Here is a 20,666-nt window from a genome sequence, read left to right as displayed (position 1 = left end):
ACCCGGCCGGGTCGTCGAAGGGGGAGGCTCACCGGCGCAACCTAGCAACGTGCTGGGAATATCCCAAGGGTTCTGCTCAACTCGGCTGATATATCCAGGGCCGGGTGGGCAGTGCAGCGGGGTCGAACTGGTCCAGCATGCCGTCCGGTGTGGTGGCCGTGAACCCCAGCGATACCGCGATCTCATGCACGGCGCGCTCCACGCCGATGTCGGCGAGCGTGACCGCACCGTCGCGTTTGGCCAGGCGTTTGCCTTCGGCGTTGAGCACCAGCGGCACGTGCGCGTACATCGGTGCCGCAAAGCCGAGCAGCGCGGCCAGATACGCCTGCCGCGGTGACGAGGACAACAGGTCGTTACCGCGCACCACCTGATCGACACCCTGGGCGGCGTCGTCGACCACCACGGCGAGGTTGTACGCGGGCACCCCGTCGCCGCGGCGCAGCACGAAATCGTCTACCAATCCGGTGTATTCGCCATGGAGCAGGTCGGTGACGGTGTAGGAGAAGGTGTCGCTGCGCAGCCGTAGTGCGGGTGGCCGGTCCGGATGCGTTCGGCGAGGCGCGTCCCGGCAGGTGCTCGGATATGCCCCTTCGGGCGCATGCGGCGCGCGCGGCGCCTGAAGGATATCCTTTCTGCTGCAATAACATTCGTACACCAGACCACGCGCGGTCAGATCGGCGATGACGGCGTCGTAGCGGTCCTGGTGGGTTGTCTGGTACTCCGGTGGCTCATCCCACGTCACGCCGATGGCCGCCAGGTCGGCGACCTGGCGGGCCGCCACATCGCTGAACGTGCGGTCATCGAGATCCTCCACCCGCAGCAGGAAGCGCCGGCCGGTCGACCGGGCGAACAGCCAGGCCAGGATCGCCGTGCGGAGATTGCCGATGTGCAGGTCAGCTGACGGGCTGGGCGCGAACCGGCCGGCTCCTGTCATGAGCGCCAACCTAGATCACGCCACCCGCGCCAGCCGCTCCTGGGCCTGCTCGACGCATTCGGCCCAACGTCGCGCACCGGGCGCGTGCACCCCGGAACGGCCGGGGTACGCGCTGGTGATCACCAGGTCCGGGTGCAGACCGGCGAGCACCCGCAGGCTGCGCGACAGTGACTGCGCCTCGCTGAGCGCCGGGATATAGCCCGGTATCCAGGTGCCGTCGGCGTCCTGCACGATGGTGTCCCCGGTGAACAGATAACTCTGGCCGTAGGCGCCCGGCACCAGGTAGCAGGTGCTGCCGGGGGAGTGCCCGGGCGTCGGGATCACCTCGATACCGTTGCGGTCGACGTGCCGGCTGCCGACGGGGACATCGACATGAGCGTGCATGCCGATATCGAGCAGTTCGGCCGCCGGCGCGTGCAGCTGGGCCGCATACCGCTCGCTGATCGAGCGCAGCATCGGGCCGGCCTCGCGGCGGTGCGACAGGTACTGGTGTGCGACGCCGCCGAGGGCGTCGAACTCACCGAAATCGTCGTCGGTATCGGTGCTGTAGAACAGCACGTTGCCGGTATCGCCCCCGGTCCACAGGTAGGCATGGGTGGAGATTCCGGGCAGCGGGCGTTCTGTGCTGGTTTCCCACAGGTCGGCGCGGATCTGTCGCATGGTTGCCTCCTCACTGGAATGAGTACAGCTTTCAACATCAACCTCTGTTGAGGTCAAGTGATTTACTGTTCGGCATATGACCTTGCCAGTGGTGCCGCCGATCAAGCCGATGCTGGCCAAGGCGGTCGCCGCAATCCCGCCGGATGCGATCTACGAACCGAAGTGGGACGGTTTCCGATCGATCTGCTTCCGCGACGGCGACGATATCGTGTTCGGCAGCCGCAATGAGCGGCCGCTGACCCGCTATTTCCCGGAGCTCGTCGAGGCGGCCAGACGTGAACTACCGGACAACTGCGTGCTCGACGGCGAGATCGTCGTCGCCACGAAGGATGGGCTCGATTTCGAAGCGCTGCAACAACGTATCCATCCGGCGGACAGCCGGGTCCGGCTCCTGGCCGCCAAGACCAGGGCCTCGTTCATCGCGTTCGACCTGCTGGCGGTCGGTGCGGAGAACCTCATGGAGCATCCGTTCGGGGAACGCCGTGCGCGTCTGGAGAAAGTGATGCGTCAGGCCGGGCCGCGTTTCCACCTCACCCCGGCAACCACCGATATCGATACGGCGCAGCGGTGGTTCACGGAGTTCGAGGGTGCCGGGCTGGACGGGATCATCGCCAAACCGGCGTCGATCGGCTATCTCCCGGACAAGCGGGTGATGTTCAAGATCAAACATCAGCGCACAGCCGATTGTGTGGTGGCCGGCTATCGACTGCACAAATCCGGCACCGATGCCGTCGGCTCACTGCTGCTGGGTCTCTACAAGGAGGACGGGAGTCTGGCATCGGTCGGGGTGATCGGAGCCTTCCCGATGGCCACCAGGCGCCGGCTCCTCACCGAACTGCAGCCGCTGGTCACCACGTTCGATGGACACCCGTGGAATTGGGCGGCTCAGGTGGCGGCCGACCCGGAGCTCGCGCGCCGGCACGGGGGTGGCTCCCGGTGGAACGCGGGGGGCGGGGCCAAGGATCTGTCGTTCGTCCCGCTTCGGCCCGAGTGGGTGGTGGAAGTGCGCTACGACTATATGGAAGGCGAAAGATTCAGGCACACAGCTCAATTCAATCGCTGGCGGCCGGATCGTGATCCCGGGTCCTGTACCTTCGCTCAGTTGGAGCAACCCGCGGCAATCGACCTGCAGAGCATCATTGCCGGATTGGACTAGCAGTCTCCCGCCGGACGCCAGCCGCGCATGGCGGCGTCCATCTGTTCCTCACCGAGTGCGGCGACGGCCAACTCCGGCCGGCCCTCCCGGTGACGCATCCCGTCCAGCAGCAGCGCCACGTAGCGGCGCCACAGCTGGGGCTCGACATGCCCGGCCCATTCGCTGACGGTGCCCGCGAGCAGGCTGATGACCGGCATGTCGGTGGGCGCGATATCGGGCCGCAGGTGTCCGTCCTTGCGGGCGCGCTCCACCAGCTTCGAGATCGGCGGGTCGAGCCGCAGTTTCGCGCACTCGACCCGGTAGCCGCCATAGGCCTTGCTGTAGACCATCTCGCGCAGGCCCCGGTCGGTGGCGGTCAGTTCACACAGCTGCTCGACGAACCACACGAAGCCTTCCCAGGAATCTTCATGGCGGAAAGCATCTTCGGCGAAACTGACGATCTGGTCGATGCTGTCCTCGAAGATCGCGTCGAGGAGATCCTCTTTGGTGGCGAATCGGCGGTAGACGGTGCCCACGCCGACGTGGGCGTAGTGGGCCACGTCGTTGAGGGTGGCTTCGAGTCCGCGCTCGGCGAACAGTTCGCGCGCCGCCTCGAGGACGCGCTGCCGATTGCGCTCCGCGTCCTTGCGCAGCCCCCGGCATGGTTTGTCAATCACGCGACCCACATTAGTGACGTGCCTTACGTATGCCAATAAGTGGATTGACTCTATCCACTTAGGCACTTAGATTGCCTTCCTAGGTCATCCGTCGTCGCCTGACCTGCGGCTGTCATTCGTGGAAAGGCTTGACCTTGATTGCGGTACTCAAGCGCATCTGGCTGCCCGCTCTCATGGTGGTGGCCCTCGCGGTCGGCGTGCTGAGCGTCACTCACCTGCGATCGGTCTTCGGTTCTGATGGCGCGGTGGTGACTCCGGTCGGGTCGGATACCGCCGAGAAGTTCAACCCGAAGGTCGTCGTGTACGAGGTCTTCGGCACGGGAACCACGGCGACCATCAACTACACGGATCTCAAGGGGCTACCGCAGCGCACCGAAGCGCCGCTGCCCTGGTCCATCCGGCTGGAGACGACCATCCCGTCAGTCCAGCCCAATCTCCTCGCCCAGAGCGACGGCAGTTCGATCGGCTGCCGCGTCACCGTCGACGGCGAGGTCAAAGACGAGAGGACGGCACAAGGCGTGAATGCCGCGACGTTCTGCCTGGTGAAGGCAGCATGACGATTCTGAGCGACGACACCCCGACCGAAGCCCTCCCACCCGCGCGGCACGCCGCCCGGCCCTGGTTGCCCCGGTTCATCCGCGCCTTCGCCATCCCGATCGTGCTGGGCTGGCTCGTCATTGTCGGGCTGCTGAACACCGTGGTGCCCCAGCTCGAAGAAGTCGGCAAGATGCGCGCGGTGTCGATGAGCCCCAACGACGCACCCGCGCTGATCGCCACCAAGCACGTCGGCAAGGTGTTCGACGAGTACGACACCAGCAGCTCGGTGATGATCGTCCTGGAAGGTCAGGACAAGTTGGGCGCCGACGCACACTCGTTCTACGACGAGATGGTTCGCAAACTCCGCGCGGACACCACACACGTTCAGCACGTGCAGGATTTCTGGGGTGACACCCTGACCGCGGCCGGTGCACAGAGCATCGATGGCAAAGCCGCCTACGTGCAGGTGTACATCGCGGGTGACCAGGGCGAGGCGCTGGCCAACGAATCCGTCGGCGCCGTCCGCGACATCGTCAACAACACCCCGGCGCCCAACGGTGTCAAGGCGTACGTGACCGGGCCGGCCGCCACCACCACGGACCAGAACGCCGTCGGTGACGCCAGCATGGAGACGATCGAGATGCTGACGTTCGCCGTGATCACGGTCATGCTGCTGATCGTCTACCGCTCCATCGTCACGGTGCTCATCACGCTGTTCATGGTCGTGGTCGGGCTGTCCTCGGCGCGCGGCATCATCGCATTCCTGGGCTACCACAACGTGTTCGGACTCACCACGTTCGCCACCAACATGGTGGTGACGCTGGCGATCGCCGCGGCCACCGACTACGCCATCTTCCTGATAGGCCGATATCAGGAGGCGCGACGCGCCGGTGAGGACAAGGAATCGGCCTACTACACCATGTTTCACGGCACCGCCCATGTGGTGCTGGCCTCCGGCATGACCATCGCGGGCGCCACGCTGTGCCTGCACTTCACCCGGTTGCCGTACTTCCAGACCATGGGCATTCCGCTGTCCATCGGTATGGCGATCGTGGTCGCCGCCGCACTCACCATGGGTCCCGCGCTCATCTCGCTCGTCACCCGATTCGGGAAGGTGTTGGACCCCAAGCGGATGGACCGCGCGCGCGGCTGGCGCCGCATCGGTGCGGGTATCGTCCGGTGGCCCGGCGCCGTCCTGGTGATGGCCGTGGTGCTTGCCCTCGTCGGCCTCCTGACACTGCCCGGCTACCACACCACCTACAACGACCGGATCTTCCTGCCCGCCGATATCCCGGCGAATGTCGGTATGGCCGCGGCCACTCGGCACTTCTCCGAAGCGAAGATGAACCCGGAACTGGTGATGGTGGAGGCGGATCACGATCTGCGCAACCCCGCCGACTTCCTGATCATCGACAAGATCGCCAAGGCGATGGTGCGCGTACACGGTATCGCCCAGGTGCAGACCATCACCCGACCGGACGGCAAGCCGATCGAGCATGCCTCCCTGGCATACTCGATGAGCCAAAGCGGCACAAGCACTCTGATGAACAACGATTACCAGCAGACCGTGCTGGACAATACGTTGAAGCAGGCCAACGAGATGCAGACGAGCATCGACTCGCAGGAGCAGCTCTACCACATCACCCTGCAGTTGGCCGAGGTGACCCGCAGGATGGCCGACAAGATGGGGACCACCTCGACCGATATCAACGATGTACGTGACCATCTCGCCGACTTCGACGACTTCTTCCGTCCGATCCGCAATTACCTCTACTGGGAGCCGCACTGCTACGACATCCCGATGTGCTGGTCGGTGCGGTCGATCTTCGATGCTCTGGACGGCATCAACAAGATGTCCGACGACTTCCAGGACATCGTGCCCGATCTGAACCGGATGGCTGAGCTGACACCGCAGATGGCCGCCGTGATGCCCGCGATGATCCAGACGATGAAGAACCAGAAGCAGTACCTGCTCAACCAGTATCAAGCGCAGAAGGCCCAGCAGGATCAGAACATCGCCAACCAGAACAACCAGACGGCGATGGGACAGGCGTTCGACGCGTCGCGCAACGACGACAACTTCTATCTGCCGCCGGAGGCGTTCGGTACGGCCGACTTCCAGCGCGGTATCAAGCTGTTCATGTCACCAGACGGACATGCCGTGCGGTTCACCGTCTTTCATCAGGGTGATCCGCTGAGCGAGGAAGGCACCTCGCATATCGAACCGCTCAAGATCGCGGCCGCCGACGCCATCAAGGGCACCCCGCTGGAGGGCTCGACGGTTTACGTCGGTGGCACCGCTGCCATGTACAAGGACATGCAGACCGGCGCGGACTACGACCTGCTCATCGCGGCGGTCGCCTCCCTGATCCTGATCTTCCTGATCATGGTGGTGCTGACCCGCGCGGTCGCGGCCGCGGCCGTCATCGTCGGCACCGTGGTCCTGAGTCTCGGAGCATCGTTCGGACTCTCGGTGCTCATCTGGCAGCACCTGGTCGGTATCCCGTTGCACTGGATGGTGCTTCCGATGTCGGTCATCGTGCTGCTCGCCGTCGGGGCCGACTACAACCTGCTGTTGGTATCCCGGATGAAGGAGGAGATCCACGCGGGGCTGCGCACCGGGATCATCCGGTCCATGGCCGGCACCGGATCGGTGGTCACCGCTGCGGGGCTGGTGTTCGCCTTCACGATGATCTCGATGGCTGTCAGCGATCTGATCGTGATCGGCCAAGTCGGCACCACCATCGGTCTGGGCTTGCTGTTCGACACCCTGGTGGTCCGCTCGCTGATGACCCCGTCGCTGGCCGCGTTGCTCGGTCGCTGGTTCTGGTGGCCGCTGCGGGTGCGCCCGCGCCCGGTGCCGGCACCGTGGCCGACACCGCGGGAGACTTCACCGGATGCGGTCGCAGGGTAGCCGCATACGGGTTGTCACCGTCGAGGAGCACTTCGACCATCCGGAGGCGATCGCCAGGGTGCGCGACGCACGAACAGGGGACGCGCAAAATCCGTTGCAGCGGTGGATAAGTGCATGCTGCAGGCCTCGGCGAGGCAGAACGGCTAGGTCCAGTCCTTGAACGCCTCGATGAGCCGCTCGCGAAACGTCGGGTCGAGCTCCCCGGCGGGAATCGTGCCGACGATCGCGACGGTGCTCCGGAATTGCCGAAGGTAGTTGGCACAACCGTCGCATTCGAGCAAGTGGACGTCGAATCGCGCCCGTTGGTCAAGATCGAGGGAACCATCGAGGTACCCCGTGACCAGTTCAACGAGTTCGTTGCAGTCCATCGGCCCGGTTGTCATGGCATTTCCTTCAGATAGTCCTCGAGGGCCTGCCTGATGGCAGCACGACCTCGATGGAGGAGGACTCGTTGGTTGGCTACGCTGATGTCGAGCAGTTCGCGCACCTCTGCCGAGTCCAGTCCGAGCATGTCGCGCATGGTCACGACCACACGTTGGCGCTCGGGCAGTCTGTCGAGTTCCTGTCGCGCAAGCCCCATCAGTTCCTTACCGAGCACAGAGCCCTCCGGCGTGTCCGGGAACGGAGACGGGGCTTCGTCGGGTCTCCAGTGTCCCGGGTACGGATCGTCGCCATCGCGGAAGCGCGACGGGTCCACGGTGCCGCCGGTGAAGGCCATCACTGTCATGTCGGCGTCGCGACGCTCGCGCATGCCGCGGCGTTTGGCGATGTTGATCAATACCGTGAAAAGCCAAGTGCGCAGGGAGGATCGGCCCTCGAAGGAAGCGATGCCCTTCAGCAGCGCAATCCACGTCTCCTGCACGACCTCTTCGGCGATTTCGCGGCTGGGCACATACCCTTGCGCAACCCGCAGCATTGCCGGGGCATGGCGGTCCACGAGGGAGGTGAAGGCCGACAGATCGCCGTCCTTGAGCGCGGCCACCAGATCTTCTTCATCGCTCGCTGTTCTGGCCATGACGGTCAAGATCGTATCCCTCAGCGGGATTTCGGGGGTGGTCGAAGTCGCTCGGGCGGCTTCGGGGCGTGCAGCGATGAACGGCGCACGCGAGTCAAACCCCGACCCCTCACGCTTGGTGGGCAATCCGCGCGGCGCGTAACGCATCTGCGAGCGTCCAGACCGAGATCCCCAGTAGGGCGACGTCTTTGATCAGGAACTGGCCGGTCATCGAGAGGAGGGGGAACCCGCCCGCGGCCTCTTCCCCGATCCCCGGGGTGGTGAACAGGAAGCTGATGGTGGCCACGAACAAACCGATGGACATCACGCTGCCCACCAGTGACCATCTCGGCCACCACGGCTTGACGGCGAGCAGGACTGCGGCAGTCACCTCGATGATGCCGAGAATCGTCGAGAACGTCGTCTCAGAGAACACCTGATACAACCAGCTCATGAAGGGGCTGTTGGCGACCAGCGGTTGGATACCTTGAGCTTCGTAGGAGGTGAACTTCAGCAGCCCGATCCATGCGAGCACGGTGGCGAGCCCGTAGCGGGCCAGGGCGTCGCCTATCCAGGTGGCAACGACCTCTGGTGTGGATGCCTCGTTGGCGGTCTCGGGGATGACAGTGCTCATGACGATCTCCTTTGGCTCCCGCGGCGGTGGTTCCGCCGAGGACTACCGAGATGAGTGCACGCCAACGCGTCGAGCGTTACGCGGGTGTACCGACGAATACGGCCGCCCTCCGCAGCCCGCGATGACATTGTCCCCGCTCGGCGGTCTGCACGAGTATGGGAATCGTGGATCTACCCGTGTTGCCGCCCGTCGACCCGATGCTGGCCAAAGCCGCCGGGAAAGTTCCCGACGAGGCCGGGGTGTGGTCGTTCGAGCCGAAGTGGGATGGTTTCCGGGCGCTGGCCTTTCGCGATGGTGACGAGGTGGTCCTGCAGTCGCGTAGCGGGAAGGAGCTCGGCCGGTACTTTCCCGAGCTGCTCGATGCGCTGCGCGACGAACTCGCCTACCGGTGCGTGCTGGACGGTGAAGTGGTCGTACCCAGGGAGGTCGACGGACGCATCCGACTGGACTGGGAGTCGTTGAGCCAGCGCATCCACCCGGCGGCCAGCCGGATCAAGATGCTGGCCGAGCAGACCCCGGCGCATTTCATCGGTTTCGATGCGTTGGCGCTCGGTGACCGCTCGCTGCTCGCCGAGCCGTTTCGGGACCGTCGGGTGGCACTGCTGGCGGCGATCTCGGAGAAGGACGCGGAGAAGAAGTGGTGCCATGTCACCCGCACCACCGCCGATCCCGCCGTCGGCGCCCAGTGGCTGGACACCTTCGAAGGTGCCGGGCTGGACGGTGTGATCGCCAAGCGTCTGGAGGGGCCGTACCTACCGGGCAAGCGCGAGATGGTGAAGATCAAACACCACCGTGATGCCGACTGCGTGGCGCTCGGGTACCGGATCCACAAGAGCGGCGCGGGCGTCGGCTCCATCCTGCTCGGGCTGTATCGCGATGACGGCGAACTGCAGATGGTCGGCGGTGCCGCCTCGTTCACCGCCAAGGACCGGCTGACGCTGCTGGCCGATCTGGAACCGCTGCGTGAGGGCGATGAAGTCCGCGACGGCGACCCCAGCCGCTGGAACTCGGCGGCGGACAAACGCTGGATCCCCGTCCGCCCCGAGCGGGTGTGCGAGGTGGCCTATGACCAGATGGAGGGCAGTGCCTCCCATGGGCAGCGATTCCGGCATGCGGTGAAATTCCTGCGCTGGCGGCCGGACCGCGAACCGTCGAGTTGCACCTTCGCGCAATTGGACACCCCGCTGATCTATGACCTGCACGACGTCCTGGGGGACCAGGATGAGCGAAGCGACAGGAGAATGGGTTGATGGCCACTCCCGCGGAAGAACTCGACGTCGACGGTGTCGCCGTCCGGCTGACCAGCCCCGGCAAGGTGTACTTCCCCGAGCCGGGCTACACCAAGCGCGATGTCGTCAACCACTACCTGGCCGTGGCCGACCGGATGGTCGCGCTGCTGAAGGACCGGCCCACGCATCTGCAGCGTTTCCCCGACGGTATCGAGGGCGAGGAGATATACCAGAAGCGCATCCCGCAGAAACATCCCGACTACCTGCAGACCTGCACGGTGACGTTCCCGTCCGGACGGACCGCGGACGCCTTGAAGGTCACCCACCCGTCCGCGATCATCTGGGCCGCCCAGATGGGCACGGTGACGTTGCATCCGTGGCAGGTCCGCTGCCCGGACACCGAGCATCCCGACGAGCTACGGGTGGATCTCGATCCACAGCCGGGCACCGACTTCGCCGATGCCCGCCGGATCGCCGTCGAGGTGCTCAAACCCGTCCTCGACGAGCTCGGCTACATCGGGTATCCGAAGACCTCGGGTGGACGGGGTGTGCACGTGTTCATCCGGATCAAGCCCGACTGGGATTTCATCGCGGTGCGCCGGGCCGGTATCGCCCTCGCCCGGGAGGTGGAACGCCGCGCACCCGACGCGGTGACCACCTCGTGGTGGAAAGAAGAGCGTGGCAAGCGGCTTTTCATCGATTACAACCAGAACGCCCGGGACCGCACCTTCGCTTCGGCCTATTCGGTACGCAAGACCCCGATCGCCACGGTGTCGATGCCACTCACCTGGGCCGAGCTGGCCGACGCCGACCCCGACGACTACACCATCGCGACGGTCGCGGCCCTGGTAGCCCAGCGCGACGATCCCTGGGCGGATATCGACGACACGCCGCATTCGCTGCAGCCGCTGCTGGAGATGGTACGTACCGACGAGGAACGTGGGTTGGCTGATCTGCCCTACCCGCGCGGGTTCTCTAGGAAGTGGCTATGTGCGGGCGTGTCGGGCGGGATCAACTCGGGATCCGGCCTACGTTGTGGGGGTGCTCACCGCTGCCGCACCAGCAAAGACGTGGACAGTTCTGACAACATCACGGCGGGAGACTTGGCCGACGGGGTACTCCACCGTGCTGGATGCCCACCGTCTGGCAAGTGCTAGCGAATACCCCCTGGGAATCGTCAAGGGGACGCCGATCTTGCTATCCGACAAGGGCGAACTCGACGAATGGCTAGTCCTCTATTTCACTTCGTGCCCGAAGTTCACTTCACTGGACCTGTTGTCTCGCAGGACCTATGCGCTGGAGATTGCGATGTGGTGCGGCTTCCTCGGACGTCAGGCTGATCCCCTGATGTGGCTGGAAGCAACGGAAGACGACTTCATTGACTACAAGATCCGGCGAACCGATCACCATCAGTTCGCTGACACGGTGGCGGGGTCCACATGGAACAAGGCGGTCTTTGCGCTAAGGGACTTGTACGACTGGGCGGTGAGCCGCAAGATTCCTATCGGGCCGAACGGCCCCTCAATCGAGTCGAACCCAGTGCCAGGTGGGCGGGGTGCGACGAGGGTGCCCGGTGGGAGGGCGAACGAGGTACTCGTGCGCCAGGAGCGGGATCGGTGGATCGTCCCGGGGACGTACAGGCTGTGGCGTGACGTCGGGCTGCGCGGTCGCGGGATCGAACGTGTCGGTCCGAATCAGTGGCGCACGGCTGGTGAGGACAAATCATGCCGTGTCCGTAATTCGTTGCGCAACACAGTCTTTACTGACTTCGTCTATTCGACTGGCTTACGCGTGCAGGAAGCGGGTTCGCTCTTGCTGGCAGAACTACCGACGGAAGGCGTAATCGAGGCGAAGTTGCCTGCGGCGATCGCCAAGTACAGCAAGGCGCGGATGTGGTACTCGGCTCCGACCGTAAGTCGGACGCTGAGCACTTATGTGAAAGTTGGCCGGGCCGCTGCCGTTCGGCGGGCGATACGCGAAGGACGCTACGACGCCATTGACGACATCATCTGGGTAACGGAGGTTCGACGCGCTCGAAAGGGCACATTCGAAGTCGTTCAAGATGACGGGGTCGTTATGTCTCTGAACACCATGAAGTCAGCCACCCGGCGGCGCCTGTTCTGGCTGCGCGACGGACGGCCTGAGCCGATGGCATTGTGGCTCAATGAAGGCGGAACGCCGTATCACCATGAGTCGTGGATCGGGGTATTCGATGCGGCCAATGACCGGCTTTGGGCGGCAGTTGAAGCGACTGGCGGCGCGGCAACTGACGAACTGACCGTGACGCCACATTCTCTTCGGTTCAGTTTCGCGCTGGCGCTAACTGTCAGATTGCACCAGCGCCTTGATGCAATGCATGGGTGGAACGAGGACGTCGCATACGGAGACGGTACGAGGTACGACGAGGTATTCCGAACGGTTAAAGACGTGTTGGGGCATAAGTCCGTTGAGACGACGCGGAACACCTATTTGCCTCGCGTGCAGCGACTTCGATTCGATCGCTTGTTTGGTTCCTTAAACGCCGGCACAACGATTCGCGACATGGTGTCGTCCTTCGCGCAGGAACTTTCGGAGATTCGGGATCTGACCGGGGATGGCGCATGACTGCAGGTCAGCGCCGCACTTCGGAGGACGGCATCGTCACTCGTCGCGAGAATCCCGAGGTGATCGTCGCTTCCCTCCATGGATCATATTCGCCTGTGGTGCTTGACTTCTCGAGTTGGTCGTGTGATGCAGTGCTGCGGGTTCAGCTTGCCGATGCAGTTGAAGCTCTCACCGGAGCGAACGGAACTTGGAAGAGCGCATACACGGCGCGGGGCAACTACGTCATCATCAAGGAGTTCGCGCGATGGTGTGGCGACAACGACGTCCGCAGCTTAAGCGAGTTGAGCCCCAATCGATGGAACACCTACCTGCTTCACCTGGGAAAAAGCCCTACCAAGAACAACAGCCGACGCAAGAACCTGGGCACACTGCGGCAGGTGCTTCGGCGTTATCCTCATCGGCTCCACCCGGACTTGCCGAAAAATCTGGAACGGCGGCTACCGAAGAGGGAGAGTGACGAGTCTCAGCCCCTAGAGATCGATGTATTTGAGACAATTCGAGAGGCGGCGGCGGCGGCCGTCAATGCGGAGTTTCGACGCATCCATCCAAACTTGTTGCTATTGAAACAGTCTCATTACCAGAGGCTCTCACCTCAAAATTTGGCTCGGGCAGACGCCCTTGGTGAACTGGCCGCGACGGGCGCACCTCAATCTGATTCTGCGCGCAACGCGTTAGGTATACCAGTACATGACAACAGATCGTCGGGCGTCACCCGTGGGCGACCGATGCTGTTCGTGAGTTACGAAGGCGCGGTGGCTATCGCTGTTCTCATTGCGTGCCTGGAAGGAGCGAATTTCACGCAGATCAACGAGCGGAAGGTCCCGTCTGGCGCTCCGGGGCTCGGCGTCGCGGAGGAGATACTGACCGTAGAAGATGAGAAGAGGCGTCGGCACAGCGACCAGTACGACGCGCACGTGATCCCGAAGAATGCGCGCCGCGCGATGACGAGAATCATCGAGATGACGCAACCGGCCCGTGACTTTTTAGCCGCGCACGATCTTCCGGGCGCTGACCGTCTCATCGTCTACTGGCCGGGAAGGGGCGGCCGAAGAGACTGCCCTCAGATTGGTCTGCGGCACACTGAAATCCATAGGAAGAACAGGCTAAATTGGTGGCCAAACGAGGACGTGCCGATCTCGTTCAATCGCATTCGTAAAACGGTGCGTGTCCTCGTTGACCGGACGCCTCAAGGGCATTCGCGCGCAACGTGGTCCACCCTTTACGTCGCAGCATCAGAAGGCGAACGGGAACGGCTGATGACCGAGGCCGTTGAGACAGGCCTTTGGGCGGTGATCGAGAACGCCGAGGCCCATCTCAAAATGAGATTTGAACGTGCGGACACGTCAGCCGACACCGACACGACTATCGGTGGTTGCGTGGACTTCGAACACCACCCCTTGACTGGCAAGCCCTGCGGCGACGACTTTCTGTTGTGCCTGCAATGCACCCATGCTTTTGCCACGCCTCGCCACCTCCCTCGGCTCATCGAATTGCGCCATCAGCTGGAGGCTATTGCCTCGACCGATGGACCCGATTGGACCGACTTCCGCGCTATGGCCTATGGGTGCCTCATCTCCCTTCTCGACGACCGCACCCTGATTGCCGCCGATGAATACCGAGTTGCTGACGGGGCGATCACAGATGTGGACCGAGCCGAAATTACTCTGCTGCTGAATGGGAAGTACACATGAGCGATCCCATGGCCGACTCGATGGATTTTGCCTTTCTAGGCGACATGGACACAGTCGATTGGGCTGTTGTCGAATCCGGGCCTGTGATCGTGCATCAACTGCGACTCAAGCGTCCCGATCTTCCCATGAATAAGTTCTCTGACGGCGTCTGGTCTCTGCGGCCGATGGGTGCACCTCGCGGGGAACTGCAGACTCTTCGATGGCTACCCGGCGGTGGAGGCGTCGAGCAGCAGTTTTCTTTTCCTGCCCACCTTGTGAATTCCTTCAAACGGATCGTGTGGCTGTCCATCAATAGGCCGACACCGGTCTCGCACCTCGCTGACACTACTGCTCGACAATGGCCAGCGGCGTCGTCGATTGCCCAACGTTTCGGAGCCTTCCGTCACTTCGGCCAATACCTCGGCCAAGAGGGGGTTGCTCGACTCAGCGACGTTACCGGCGACCTGCTCGACTCCTACGCCACAGATCTGCTTGCTGAGGAAGCCAGACTCAGCCGGTCATCAATGGAAAATGACCTGGGCAGAATCGGTGCCATAGCTCATCTAGCGGTCTATCTGCCGCAAGCTGACCGCATGGTCCAGCCAAGATGGTTCGCGAAGGACCTTGGCAGACGTTCCCGCGAACGTGCCGGTGACAACAGTAAAGCCATCATCGCCCCTGATACGTTTGCACCGCTTCTCTGGTGGTCCCGGCAAATTGTCCAATGCGCCCCTGACATTGTTGCTGGTGTCGCATGGGTAGACATCGCAGCGAGCCGCCCTCAGCCCCCTGAAAGCTCATCAGCTGGGCTCGATGCCGTTCAGAAATGGGTGGCATCCCACGACGGGGTGGTGCCCCAAAATGGAGATGGGCGAGTTGCTGCTGAGTACTTGACCGCTCTAGGGACCGGAATAATTCACGGTAAAGACTTTGGGTATTGGCGCCGTCGTCGTGGCGGTAATTACGTTCTTGATCCCACCGTTCCGCAACCGATTCCGGTTCCAGTCTCATGCACAATTGAAGGACGTCCCTGGTTGCCGTTCCTGGACTACAGGGACATACGCTCCGGCAGATTGCCAAGAATACTCCGAGCTGCTGCGGCGGTGCTGATTTGCAGCTGCACGGGAATGCGGGGAGAGGAATGCAGAAAGCTCCCGCGCGGCGTACTCCGGACGGTGAGCCGCCCTGACAGCGCCCACTCTTATCGGATCGACGGGCGAATGTACAAAGCCGTCTGTGATGAGAATGATCAGCAAGACCCCCACGGAAAGCCGTGGGTATGGGCAACTATCAAGCCCGGCGCGGACGCAATCGTGGCGCTCGAAAGCCTTGCCGCAGCTGCGGGGTCGGATCAGCTGATCGAGCACCCCAACACCCCAAACCAGCCTAAACGTCCGATGGAGAGGGACCGCAGCGTGACCAGTGAGTCGATGAGCCGATGGCTCAAAGAGCTCATCGCGTACGCCAACGAGTTGGTGATTACACTCGAACTTCATCCGAGTCACCACATTTCGGTTGATCCAAGCGGGCCGGTCACTCTCGACCGCTTCCGGCGCAGCGTCTGTTGGCACATCGTGAATCAACCAGAAGGGCTCCTCGCAGCAGGCGTCCAGTTCGGCCACATGTTGTCGACGACCACTGACGGCTATGGGTCCACGATGACTTCGGGCATTGCAGCGACCATGGACCAAGAACGTACGTCTGCCTTGTACAACACTCTTCAGGACCACGCGAACGCAGCCAAGACCGGAATGAAGGTATCCGGCCCAGCGGCCAAACGACTCGGAAACGCTCTCAATAGGTTCGCCGTCAACCAGTTTCCCGGCACTTATGCTGAGCTATCGAAGAAGGAAGAGCGGCGACTGCGCAGCGACCCGGACATGGCCGTCCGGGACAACCCTGGTCATGCGTGTCTGTGCCTCGCCGATCCGATGAAGCCAGAAACAATGGCATGCTCACGGGAAAACGACGGTGAGCCCAATCGGAACGACTGCAAGACTTATTGCGGCAGCAGGGTTTACACCGACACCACGGTTGCGGAGGACAAGAAAGAGGCTGCCCAGCTCCGAGATCGACTACACAACGTGAATCCGATCTTGGCGGCGCGGATCGGCAACCGGATTCGGCACCTCGAAGAGCATATCGCCGAACACGAGACCTCGGCATTGCCGTTGCTGACGATCATGTCCGCGGAGGATGCCAAAGCGGCCCGTGCTTCGGAGAAGAACAAGCCGCAGAGCTCAGGGCCGACGGACGCAACGAATGTTCCTGAAGAGGGCGATCTGGCATGACATCCGGTACCGAAACGCCGATAGCGGAGCGCGATTGGCCTCCGACCGACGACGACGTCAATGCGGAACGCAACCCTACGCGGAAGGCCGTCCTGATCGCGATGCGCAGTCTACTCACGGGCGAACCGGCGCCCAAGCCGATCAATCGGGGCAAGCGAAGTGTCGTGGCACTGGCCAATGAGTCAGGAGTTGGGCGCACCCGGCTTGTGCGTGGCGCGCTCAGCGATCTGGCCGACTGGATGGACCGGGCCGTCGCCAAACAGGACGAGGTCGTCACCCCGCAAGAACATCAGTGGAGCAAGAAGCTCAACGCGATGCATGAACGAGTTCTGAATGCGGAACGCAAGTACGAGGAGGCGCGGGACAAGCGCAAGGATCTCGAAGCCGTCGTCCAGGCGCTGGCCGAACAACTTCAAGTCAGCATTCGGGACCGGGCCAGGCTTCAGGGCAAGCTTGATCGAATGGCCAAGAAGGGTGCTGGCTTGCGCTCGCTGAATGAGCCGAGTTCGCCCTGACGATGCGGCCCGTCCGGCTTCATTTGAGGTCAGACCGCCGCGAGAGCACGGTGAGCGAGTCGGAAAATCGGTGTTGATCACCCTGGACGCGATGGCAAGCTGCTTCGAAAACAATCGCGCGTTCTACGCCCACTTCGAGTTTCGAGCTAACACATGCACCTGCTGCTGCTGATCAAAGACGCCCGCGCCCTGCTCGACCCGGAGAGGTGACCGCCGATGCCTGACGAAGCGGATGCACCCCACCCCGGCCGATGGCGTTCAGGAGCCACATTCCGGGTGTTTCTCGACGACATGAACGAGTTCTGGCAGACCTCCGAGGGACGGCGGCTCCAGGGTGCCCAGCAGGCCGACGAGGCCGACCTGCAGGCGTGGCTGGCCGATCAGTCGGGCGTCGTGGTCCACGACCACGGCGGCTACGCACCCGAGCAGTGGAAGGGCGAGGTCGACGGGCACAGCTTTTACTTCCGTGAGCGCGACACCGAGTGGGACATCGAGATCGACCTGCACCCGAGCGGACACTCCATGCGGGTCGTGGACGGCACCCACGACGACGGCACCACCCGCTACCGGCAGCACCAGATCATCGAGGGCGACGTCATCGCCACCGGCACGATCGCGGCCGAAAGCTACGGCACCAACCCGCGGGAGCGCGCGGAGTTCATCGTCACCACCGTCCGGGAACATCTGCGGCGCAAGCGGGTTGCCGAGATCGCTAGAACGGTTGCCGAGCGGTCGGCGGAACTCAATCACCGACTCTCTTGAGGGACTTCAGCATGGACTACGCCTACCGGGTCGAATGGTCGCCCGAGGACAACGAATTCGTCGGACTCGTCGCCGAGTTCCCGTCGCTGTCCTGGCTGGCTCCCACCCGTGCCGAGGCAATGCAGGGCATCGTCAGCGTCGTCGAGCAGGTTGCAGCGGAGATGGCCGATGCCCAGGACGTCGAGCGCGGCGGGGGGATCTGATGGCGGACGGCACCTGGGACCCGGAGCTGGTCGGGTCCTCGGCCTTCCACAAGCTGGAGCATGGGTTCGAGATCAGAGATCGCCTGCGCGACGTGCTCGCCGAGCAACAGGCGGTCGAGCGGCAGTACAGCCGGCGGGACAATCGCACCGATCACGCCTCGCGAAGGACGTGGGCGGAGTGGGCGCTGGAGTCGGATCTCGATTACACCGAGTCGGCGCTGCTCATGGGGGACTTCGTGCACAACCTGCGAGCCGCTCTGGACCACGCCGTGTGGGCGATCACACCGCAACACATCCGACAGGAGAGACCGACCGAGGTGGCGTTTCCGCTGCGCTCGACGGAGAAGAGCTCCACCACGTGGGCGAAGAAGCGCCGAGATTGGTACGGGCCGACGGTGTTTGAGGTGATCAGAAGCAATCAACCGTTCAACGCCGCCGGCACCGGGACGCTGCATCCGCTGCACATCCTGCAGTTCCTGTCCAACACCGACAAGCACCAGCTGCTCAACATCGTGGCCAACAGCCAGGTCGACATGGGCGGTGTCAGCGTCGATCCCGAGCCTCCCGGTGGTGTGGTCTCCTCGGTCAACCAGGGAGTCGTCGCGAAGGGATCGGTGCTGGCCCGGGTGGAATTCTCCAGGCCGGAGAATCCGGGCACTACGACGATCACGCTCATGCCGGTGTTCGCCTTCGAGCAGGTCTTCCGGTACGTCGACCTCGACGCTACGGAGAACTGGTTGGTCGTCGGTGATGCGCTGAACGAAATCGGCCCCGACGTCGTCGAGGCCGTTGGGCACGTTCTGTCCGCGCACGCTCACGACACCATCAGCAGCACCTGAACTAGGGAGGGGCACCGAAGCGGTCTGGCGATGAGGTCTGCATCATCGCCGGCCGCTAACTCTCAATGATGCGGGTTACGTACGGGGTCATCCCGCCGGTGCGCACGGGCGAGACCTTCACCGGCACCCCGGTTTGTTGGGCCTCGAGCATCTGGCCGCCGCCCAGATAGAGGGCTTCGTGCTGGCCTCCCGAGGGACCCCAGAACAAGAGGTCGCCCCGTTTGGCTTGCGATGGGGGAACCTTTCGGCCGGCGTCGTATTGAGCGCCGGAGTAGCGGGGAAGCAGAATGCCGACACCTGCGAAGGCGTAGCGGGTCAGGCCCGAGCAGTCGAATCCGACAGTGCCTGCGCCAGAGTCGATTCCACGGCTCGGCCCGTTGAGGCTACCTCCGCCCCATGAGTAGGGAACACCACGCTGGGATCCGGCTCGGCGGATCACGTATTCGATGGCTTGTGCGCCGTAGACCCGGTTTCCGCTCAGGCCGGAGCTTGGATCGGTCGCTGGACTGGTCAGGCCTAGGCTGCTCAAGAACTTTCGTCCCATGTCCATGGTGGTTTTTGCCGCGTTGGCGCTGGCTTGGAGTGAGGCGTTGGCGATGGCGAGCGGATCACCCGGGGCTCCGGCGCTCAGAACGCTTGGCAGCGACGGATCCCATGGGCTGACGGGTTCGGCGTGGGCGGGCGTGGCGAGGACGATCGCTGACACGGCAGATCCGATGAGGAGTAGACGGGTGAAGCCAGAGCGACGTCGCCTTGCGCTTCCCGCCGTCGGCGACTCGCCGACACGCCGACGAAGGATGCTGGCTCGAGGTTGGGAGGGCATCGAGTTCGGTTCTCCTTCTGAAGGCGGCCGCGGCCCCGTCAGGCGATGACTGCCGCCCGGCGCATGCACCGAGCTGCATGTCTACGGACTATCTCCGTACGTAGCAACAGCCGATATAGCTCGAACGTACATCACATCAGCCCCTCTGTTAACAGCAGTAACAGAAGAACAGTTGTGTAATTCGTTGCGCGCATGGGCCTTTTGGCGCTGCCGGCCGAGTGGTGTTGCTTCCTCATATGACTGTGACGCGGATTGGAAGCTCCCACTCGAAGCCGGGATCAGTGAGTCGTGTTGACCGCCGGGCTGGACGGCGTGGCGGCCGACGCGGAGTCGCACCGGCCGTCAGCGGTGAATGGGTACCTCATCTGCTGCAGGTAGCCGGAAGGGAAGTGCGGCTTGGCGGCGATGCCGAGTTGGGTGGAGTCGAAGCGGCGGGCCGGGTCGTAGGCATGGGTGTGCATCAGGTGGTCCCAGAGCAGGGTGAATAGTCCGAAGTTGACGTCGCCGACGCCGGCCCATTTGAGGTGGTGGAAGCGGTGACCTTCGTTGAGTGCGAGTAGGTGCTTGGCGGGGCCGATGCGGTAGTCGGCGTTGGAGTGCTGCAGGAGCAGTTGGATGGCGACGGCGAGGGCGAGCACCGATGCGACGTCGACGGGAAGTCCGATCAGGATGAGCGGGGCCACTCCCGCAGTCATCTCGACGCTTTGGTGCAGCGGGTGCTTCATGAGGCCGTTGAGGCCGTACATGCGGGTGATGCTGTGGTGCACGGCGTGCAAGCGCCACAGCATCCCGACGTGGTGGCTGGCCCGGTGGACCAGGGTGATGCCGAGGTCTGCGACGAGGATGGCGGCCGATACTTGAGCAATGAATGGCCAACTGCTGGGCCAGATCTCGGGAGCCGGAATGATCCCTGCCAGCAGTGGGATTGCGGTGACGCTGGTCAGGATGAGTGCCTCGTTGACTGCGGCGTGGACGCGGTCGCGGGCACTGTCAGCGCGGTCGTGGTTCCAGCTGCGGTCGTAGGGGATGACCCTTTCGGCCAGGAATGACGTCGCGATGGCAACAGCCAGAACGGCCAGGAGCCAGAACTTGGGGGTGCCGGCAACGGTCAGGGCGATCGCGGTTCCGTTGAGGCCGAGCAGCATGAACGGGACGTAGCCGTAGCGGGTGATCGCGCGGATGGCGGTGCCGGTGAGGTTGTGCATCCCTGAATGGTCGGCGCCACTGGGGTGTTCGGGCTTGAAC

At 63.4% G+C, this 20,666-nt stretch carries 20 protein-coding genes; 12 read left to right on the top strand and 8 right to left on the bottom strand.

What is annotated here, in order from left to right; all coding sequences use genetic code 11:
• Positions 1–76 precede the first annotated feature (76 nt).
• Positions 77–934: a tRNA glutamyl-Q(34) synthetase GluQRS gene (gene gluQRS, locus FHU31_RS26430; RefSeq protein ID WP_167163595.1), complete on the bottom strand. Its 858-nt coding sequence runs from the start codon at positions 932–934 to the stop codon at positions 77–79.
• 15 nt (positions 935–949) lie between these two features.
• Entirely contained in the window at positions 950–1,594 is a 645-nt protein-coding gene (locus FHU31_RS26425; RefSeq protein ID WP_167163594.1) for an MBL fold metallo-hydrolase, read from the bottom strand.
• 76 nt (positions 1,595–1,670) lie between these two features.
• On the opposite strand from FHU31_RS26425, the gene FHU31_RS26420 reads away from it, so the two are divergent.
• Entirely contained in the window at positions 1,671–2,750 is a 1,080-nt protein-coding gene (locus tag FHU31_RS26420; RefSeq protein WP_167163593.1) for an ATP-dependent DNA ligase, read from the top strand.
• On the opposite strand, the gene FHU31_RS26415 is transcribed toward FHU31_RS26420, so the two are convergent.
• Entirely contained in the window at positions 2,747–3,406 is a 660-nt protein-coding gene (locus FHU31_RS26415) for a TetR/AcrR family transcriptional regulator (protein ID WP_167163592.1), read from the bottom strand. The two genes, FHU31_RS26420 and FHU31_RS26415, sit on opposite strands and share 4 nt — an antisense overlap.
• Positions 3,407–3,540: 134 nt before the next feature.
• Here FHU31_RS26415 and FHU31_RS26410 point away from each other — a divergent pair, with 134 nt between their 5' ends.
• Together FHU31_RS26410 and FHU31_RS26405 are read left to right on the top strand one after the other, a co-directional pair.
• On the top strand, positions 3,541–3,963 hold the full coding sequence (locus tag FHU31_RS26410) for an MmpS family transport accessory protein (protein WP_167163695.1): 423 nt from the start codon (positions 3,541–3,543) through the stop codon (positions 3,961–3,963).
• Complete coding sequence (locus FHU31_RS26405; protein ID WP_167163591.1) at positions 3,960–6,857, top strand: MMPL/RND family transporter; 2,898 nt, start codon at positions 3,960–3,962, stop codon at positions 6,855–6,857. Before FHU31_RS26410 ends, FHU31_RS26405 begins: the two co-directional genes overlap by 4 nt.
• A gap of 143 nt (positions 6,858–7,000) precedes the next feature.
• Here FHU31_RS26405 and FHU31_RS26400 read toward each other — a convergent pair whose 3' ends face one another.
• The 3 genes from FHU31_RS26400 to FHU31_RS26390 all read right to left on the bottom strand — a co-directional run bounded on the left by FHU31_RS26400 (position 7,001) and on the right by FHU31_RS26390 (position 8,410).
• Positions 7,001–7,240: an anti-sigma factor family protein gene (locus FHU31_RS26400; protein ID WP_208411378.1), complete on the bottom strand. Its 240-nt coding sequence runs from the start codon at positions 7,238–7,240 to the stop codon at positions 7,001–7,003.
• Positions 7,237–7,872: an RNA polymerase sigma factor gene (locus FHU31_RS26395; RefSeq protein ID WP_167163692.1), complete on the bottom strand. Its 636-nt coding sequence runs from the start codon at positions 7,870–7,872 to the stop codon at positions 7,237–7,239. The genes FHU31_RS26400 and FHU31_RS26395 overlap by 4 nt, the downstream gene beginning before the upstream one ends.
• 109 nt (positions 7,873–7,981) lie before the next feature.
• The gene (locus FHU31_RS26390; RefSeq protein ID WP_308206724.1) at positions 7,982–8,410 is read right to left on the bottom strand and encodes a YkgB family protein; all 429 of its coding nucleotides are present in this window, start codon (positions 8,408–8,410) and stop codon (positions 7,982–7,984) included.
• 230 nt (positions 8,411–8,640) lie between these two features.
• On the opposite strand from FHU31_RS26390, the gene FHU31_RS26385 reads away from it, so the two are divergent.
• From FHU31_RS26385 to FHU31_RS26345, 9 genes are all read left to right on the top strand, one after another.
• Positions 8,641–9,735, top strand: a complete 1,095-nt coding sequence (locus tag FHU31_RS26385) for an ATP-dependent DNA ligase (RefSeq protein WP_167163589.1) — start codon at positions 8,641–8,643, stop codon at positions 9,733–9,735.
• On the top strand, positions 9,735–10,871 hold the full coding sequence (gene ligD, locus FHU31_RS26380; RefSeq protein WP_167163588.1) for a non-homologous end-joining DNA ligase: 1,137 nt from the start codon (positions 9,735–9,737) through the stop codon (positions 10,869–10,871). Before FHU31_RS26385 ends, ligD begins: the two co-directional genes overlap by 1 nt.
• Complete coding sequence (locus FHU31_RS26375; protein WP_167163587.1) at positions 10,840–12,318, top strand: site-specific integrase; 1,479 nt, start codon at positions 10,840–10,842, stop codon at positions 12,316–12,318. The genes ligD and FHU31_RS26375 overlap by 32 nt, the downstream gene beginning before the upstream one ends.
• The gene (locus FHU31_RS26370) at positions 12,315–14,009 is read left to right on the top strand and encodes a site-specific integrase (protein WP_167163586.1); all 1,695 of its coding nucleotides are present in this window, start codon (positions 12,315–12,317) and stop codon (positions 14,007–14,009) included. The genes FHU31_RS26375 and FHU31_RS26370 overlap by 4 nt, the downstream gene beginning before the upstream one ends.
• Entirely contained in the window at positions 14,006–16,279 is a 2,274-nt protein-coding gene (locus FHU31_RS26365) for a hypothetical protein (protein WP_167163585.1), read from the top strand. Before FHU31_RS26370 ends, FHU31_RS26365 begins: the two co-directional genes overlap by 4 nt.
• A complete protein-coding gene (locus FHU31_RS26360) occupies positions 16,276–16,794 on the top strand; it encodes a hypothetical protein (RefSeq protein ID WP_167163584.1) in 519 nt (172 codons plus the stop codon). Before FHU31_RS26365 ends, FHU31_RS26360 begins: the two co-directional genes overlap by 4 nt.
• Before the next feature lie 216 nt (positions 16,795–17,010).
• The gene (locus FHU31_RS26355) at positions 17,011–17,556 is read left to right on the top strand and encodes a hypothetical protein (RefSeq protein WP_167163583.1); all 546 of its coding nucleotides are present in this window, start codon (positions 17,011–17,013) and stop codon (positions 17,554–17,556) included.
• Positions 17,557–17,567: 11 nt separating this feature from the next.
• Positions 17,568–17,759: a hypothetical protein gene (locus FHU31_RS26350; protein ID WP_167163582.1), complete on the top strand. Its 192-nt coding sequence runs from the start codon at positions 17,568–17,570 to the stop codon at positions 17,757–17,759.
• On the top strand, positions 17,759–18,598 hold the full coding sequence (locus FHU31_RS26345; RefSeq protein ID WP_167163581.1) for a hypothetical protein: 840 nt from the start codon (positions 17,759–17,761) through the stop codon (positions 18,596–18,598). Before FHU31_RS26350 ends, FHU31_RS26345 begins: the two co-directional genes overlap by 1 nt.
• Positions 18,599–18,653: 55 nt before the next feature.
• Here the strand turns inward: FHU31_RS26345 and ripB are convergent, their stop codons facing one another.
• Entirely contained in the window at positions 18,654–19,421 is a 768-nt protein-coding gene (gene ripB / locus FHU31_RS26340; protein ID WP_167163580.1) for an NlpC/P60 family peptidoglycan endopeptidase RipB, read from the bottom strand.
• Between the two features lie 278 nt (positions 19,422–19,699).
• On the bottom strand, positions 19,700–20,626 hold the full coding sequence (locus tag FHU31_RS26335) for a sterol desaturase family protein (RefSeq protein WP_167163579.1): 927 nt from the start codon (positions 20,624–20,626) through the stop codon (positions 19,700–19,702).
• Positions 20,627–20,666: the final 40 nt, after the last annotated feature.

Origin of the sequence: Mycolicibacterium fluoranthenivorans, assembly GCF_011758805.1 — a bacterium.
In the GTDB taxonomy this organism is placed as follows: domain Bacteria; phylum Actinomycetota; class Actinomycetes; order Mycobacteriales; family Mycobacteriaceae; genus Mycobacterium; species Mycobacterium fluoranthenivorans.
Note: the sequence above shows the minus strand (reverse complement) of the source record. Positions and strands in the feature narration are given on the sequence as shown.

Coding starts and splice junctions, on each gene's coding strand:
- gluQRS (WP_167163595.1), bottom strand. CDS start 934: ATGACAGGAGCCGGCCGGTTCGCGCCCAGCCCGTCAGCTGACCTGCAC.
- FHU31_RS26425 (WP_167163594.1), bottom strand. CDS start 1,594: ATGCGACAGATCCGCGCCGACCTGTGGGAAACCAGCACAGAACGCCCG.
- FHU31_RS26420 (WP_167163593.1), top strand. CDS start 1,671: ATGACCTTGCCAGTGGTGCCGCCGATCAAGCCGATGCTGGCCAAGGCG.
- FHU31_RS26405 (WP_167163591.1), top strand. CDS start 3,960: ATGACGATTCTGAGCGACGACACCCCGACCGAAGCCCTCCCACCCGCG.
- FHU31_RS26400 (WP_208411378.1), bottom strand. CDS start 7,240: ATGACAACCGGGCCGATGGACTGCAACGAACTCGTTGAACTGGTCACG.
- FHU31_RS26395 (WP_167163692.1), bottom strand. CDS start 7,872: ATGGCCAGAACAGCGAGCGATGAAGAAGATCTGGTGGCCGCGCTCAAG.
- FHU31_RS26385 (WP_167163589.1), top strand. CDS start 8,641: ATGGGAATCGTGGATCTACCCGTGTTGCCGCCCGTCGACCCGATGCTG.
- ligD (WP_167163588.1), top strand. CDS start 9,735: ATGGCCACTCCCGCGGAAGAACTCGACGTCGACGGTGTCGCCGTCCGG.
- FHU31_RS26370 (WP_167163586.1), top strand. CDS start 12,315: ATGACTGCAGGTCAGCGCCGCACTTCGGAGGACGGCATCGTCACTCGT.
- FHU31_RS26365 (WP_167163585.1), top strand. CDS start 14,006: ATGAGCGATCCCATGGCCGACTCGATGGATTTTGCCTTTCTAGGCGAC.
- FHU31_RS26360 (WP_167163584.1), top strand. CDS start 16,276: ATGACATCCGGTACCGAAACGCCGATAGCGGAGCGCGATTGGCCTCCG.
- FHU31_RS26355 (WP_167163583.1), top strand. CDS start 17,011: ATGCCTGACGAAGCGGATGCACCCCACCCCGGCCGATGGCGTTCAGGA.
- FHU31_RS26350 (WP_167163582.1), top strand. CDS start 17,568: ATGGACTACGCCTACCGGGTCGAATGGTCGCCCGAGGACAACGAATTC.
- FHU31_RS26345 (WP_167163581.1), top strand. CDS start 17,759: ATGGCGGACGGCACCTGGGACCCGGAGCTGGTCGGGTCCTCGGCCTTC.
- ripB (WP_167163580.1), bottom strand. CDS start 19,421: ATGCCCTCCCAACCTCGAGCCAGCATCCTTCGTCGGCGTGTCGGCGAG.
- FHU31_RS26335 (WP_167163579.1), bottom strand. CDS start 20,626: ATGCACAACCTCACCGGCACCGCCATCCGCGCGATCACCCGCTACGGC.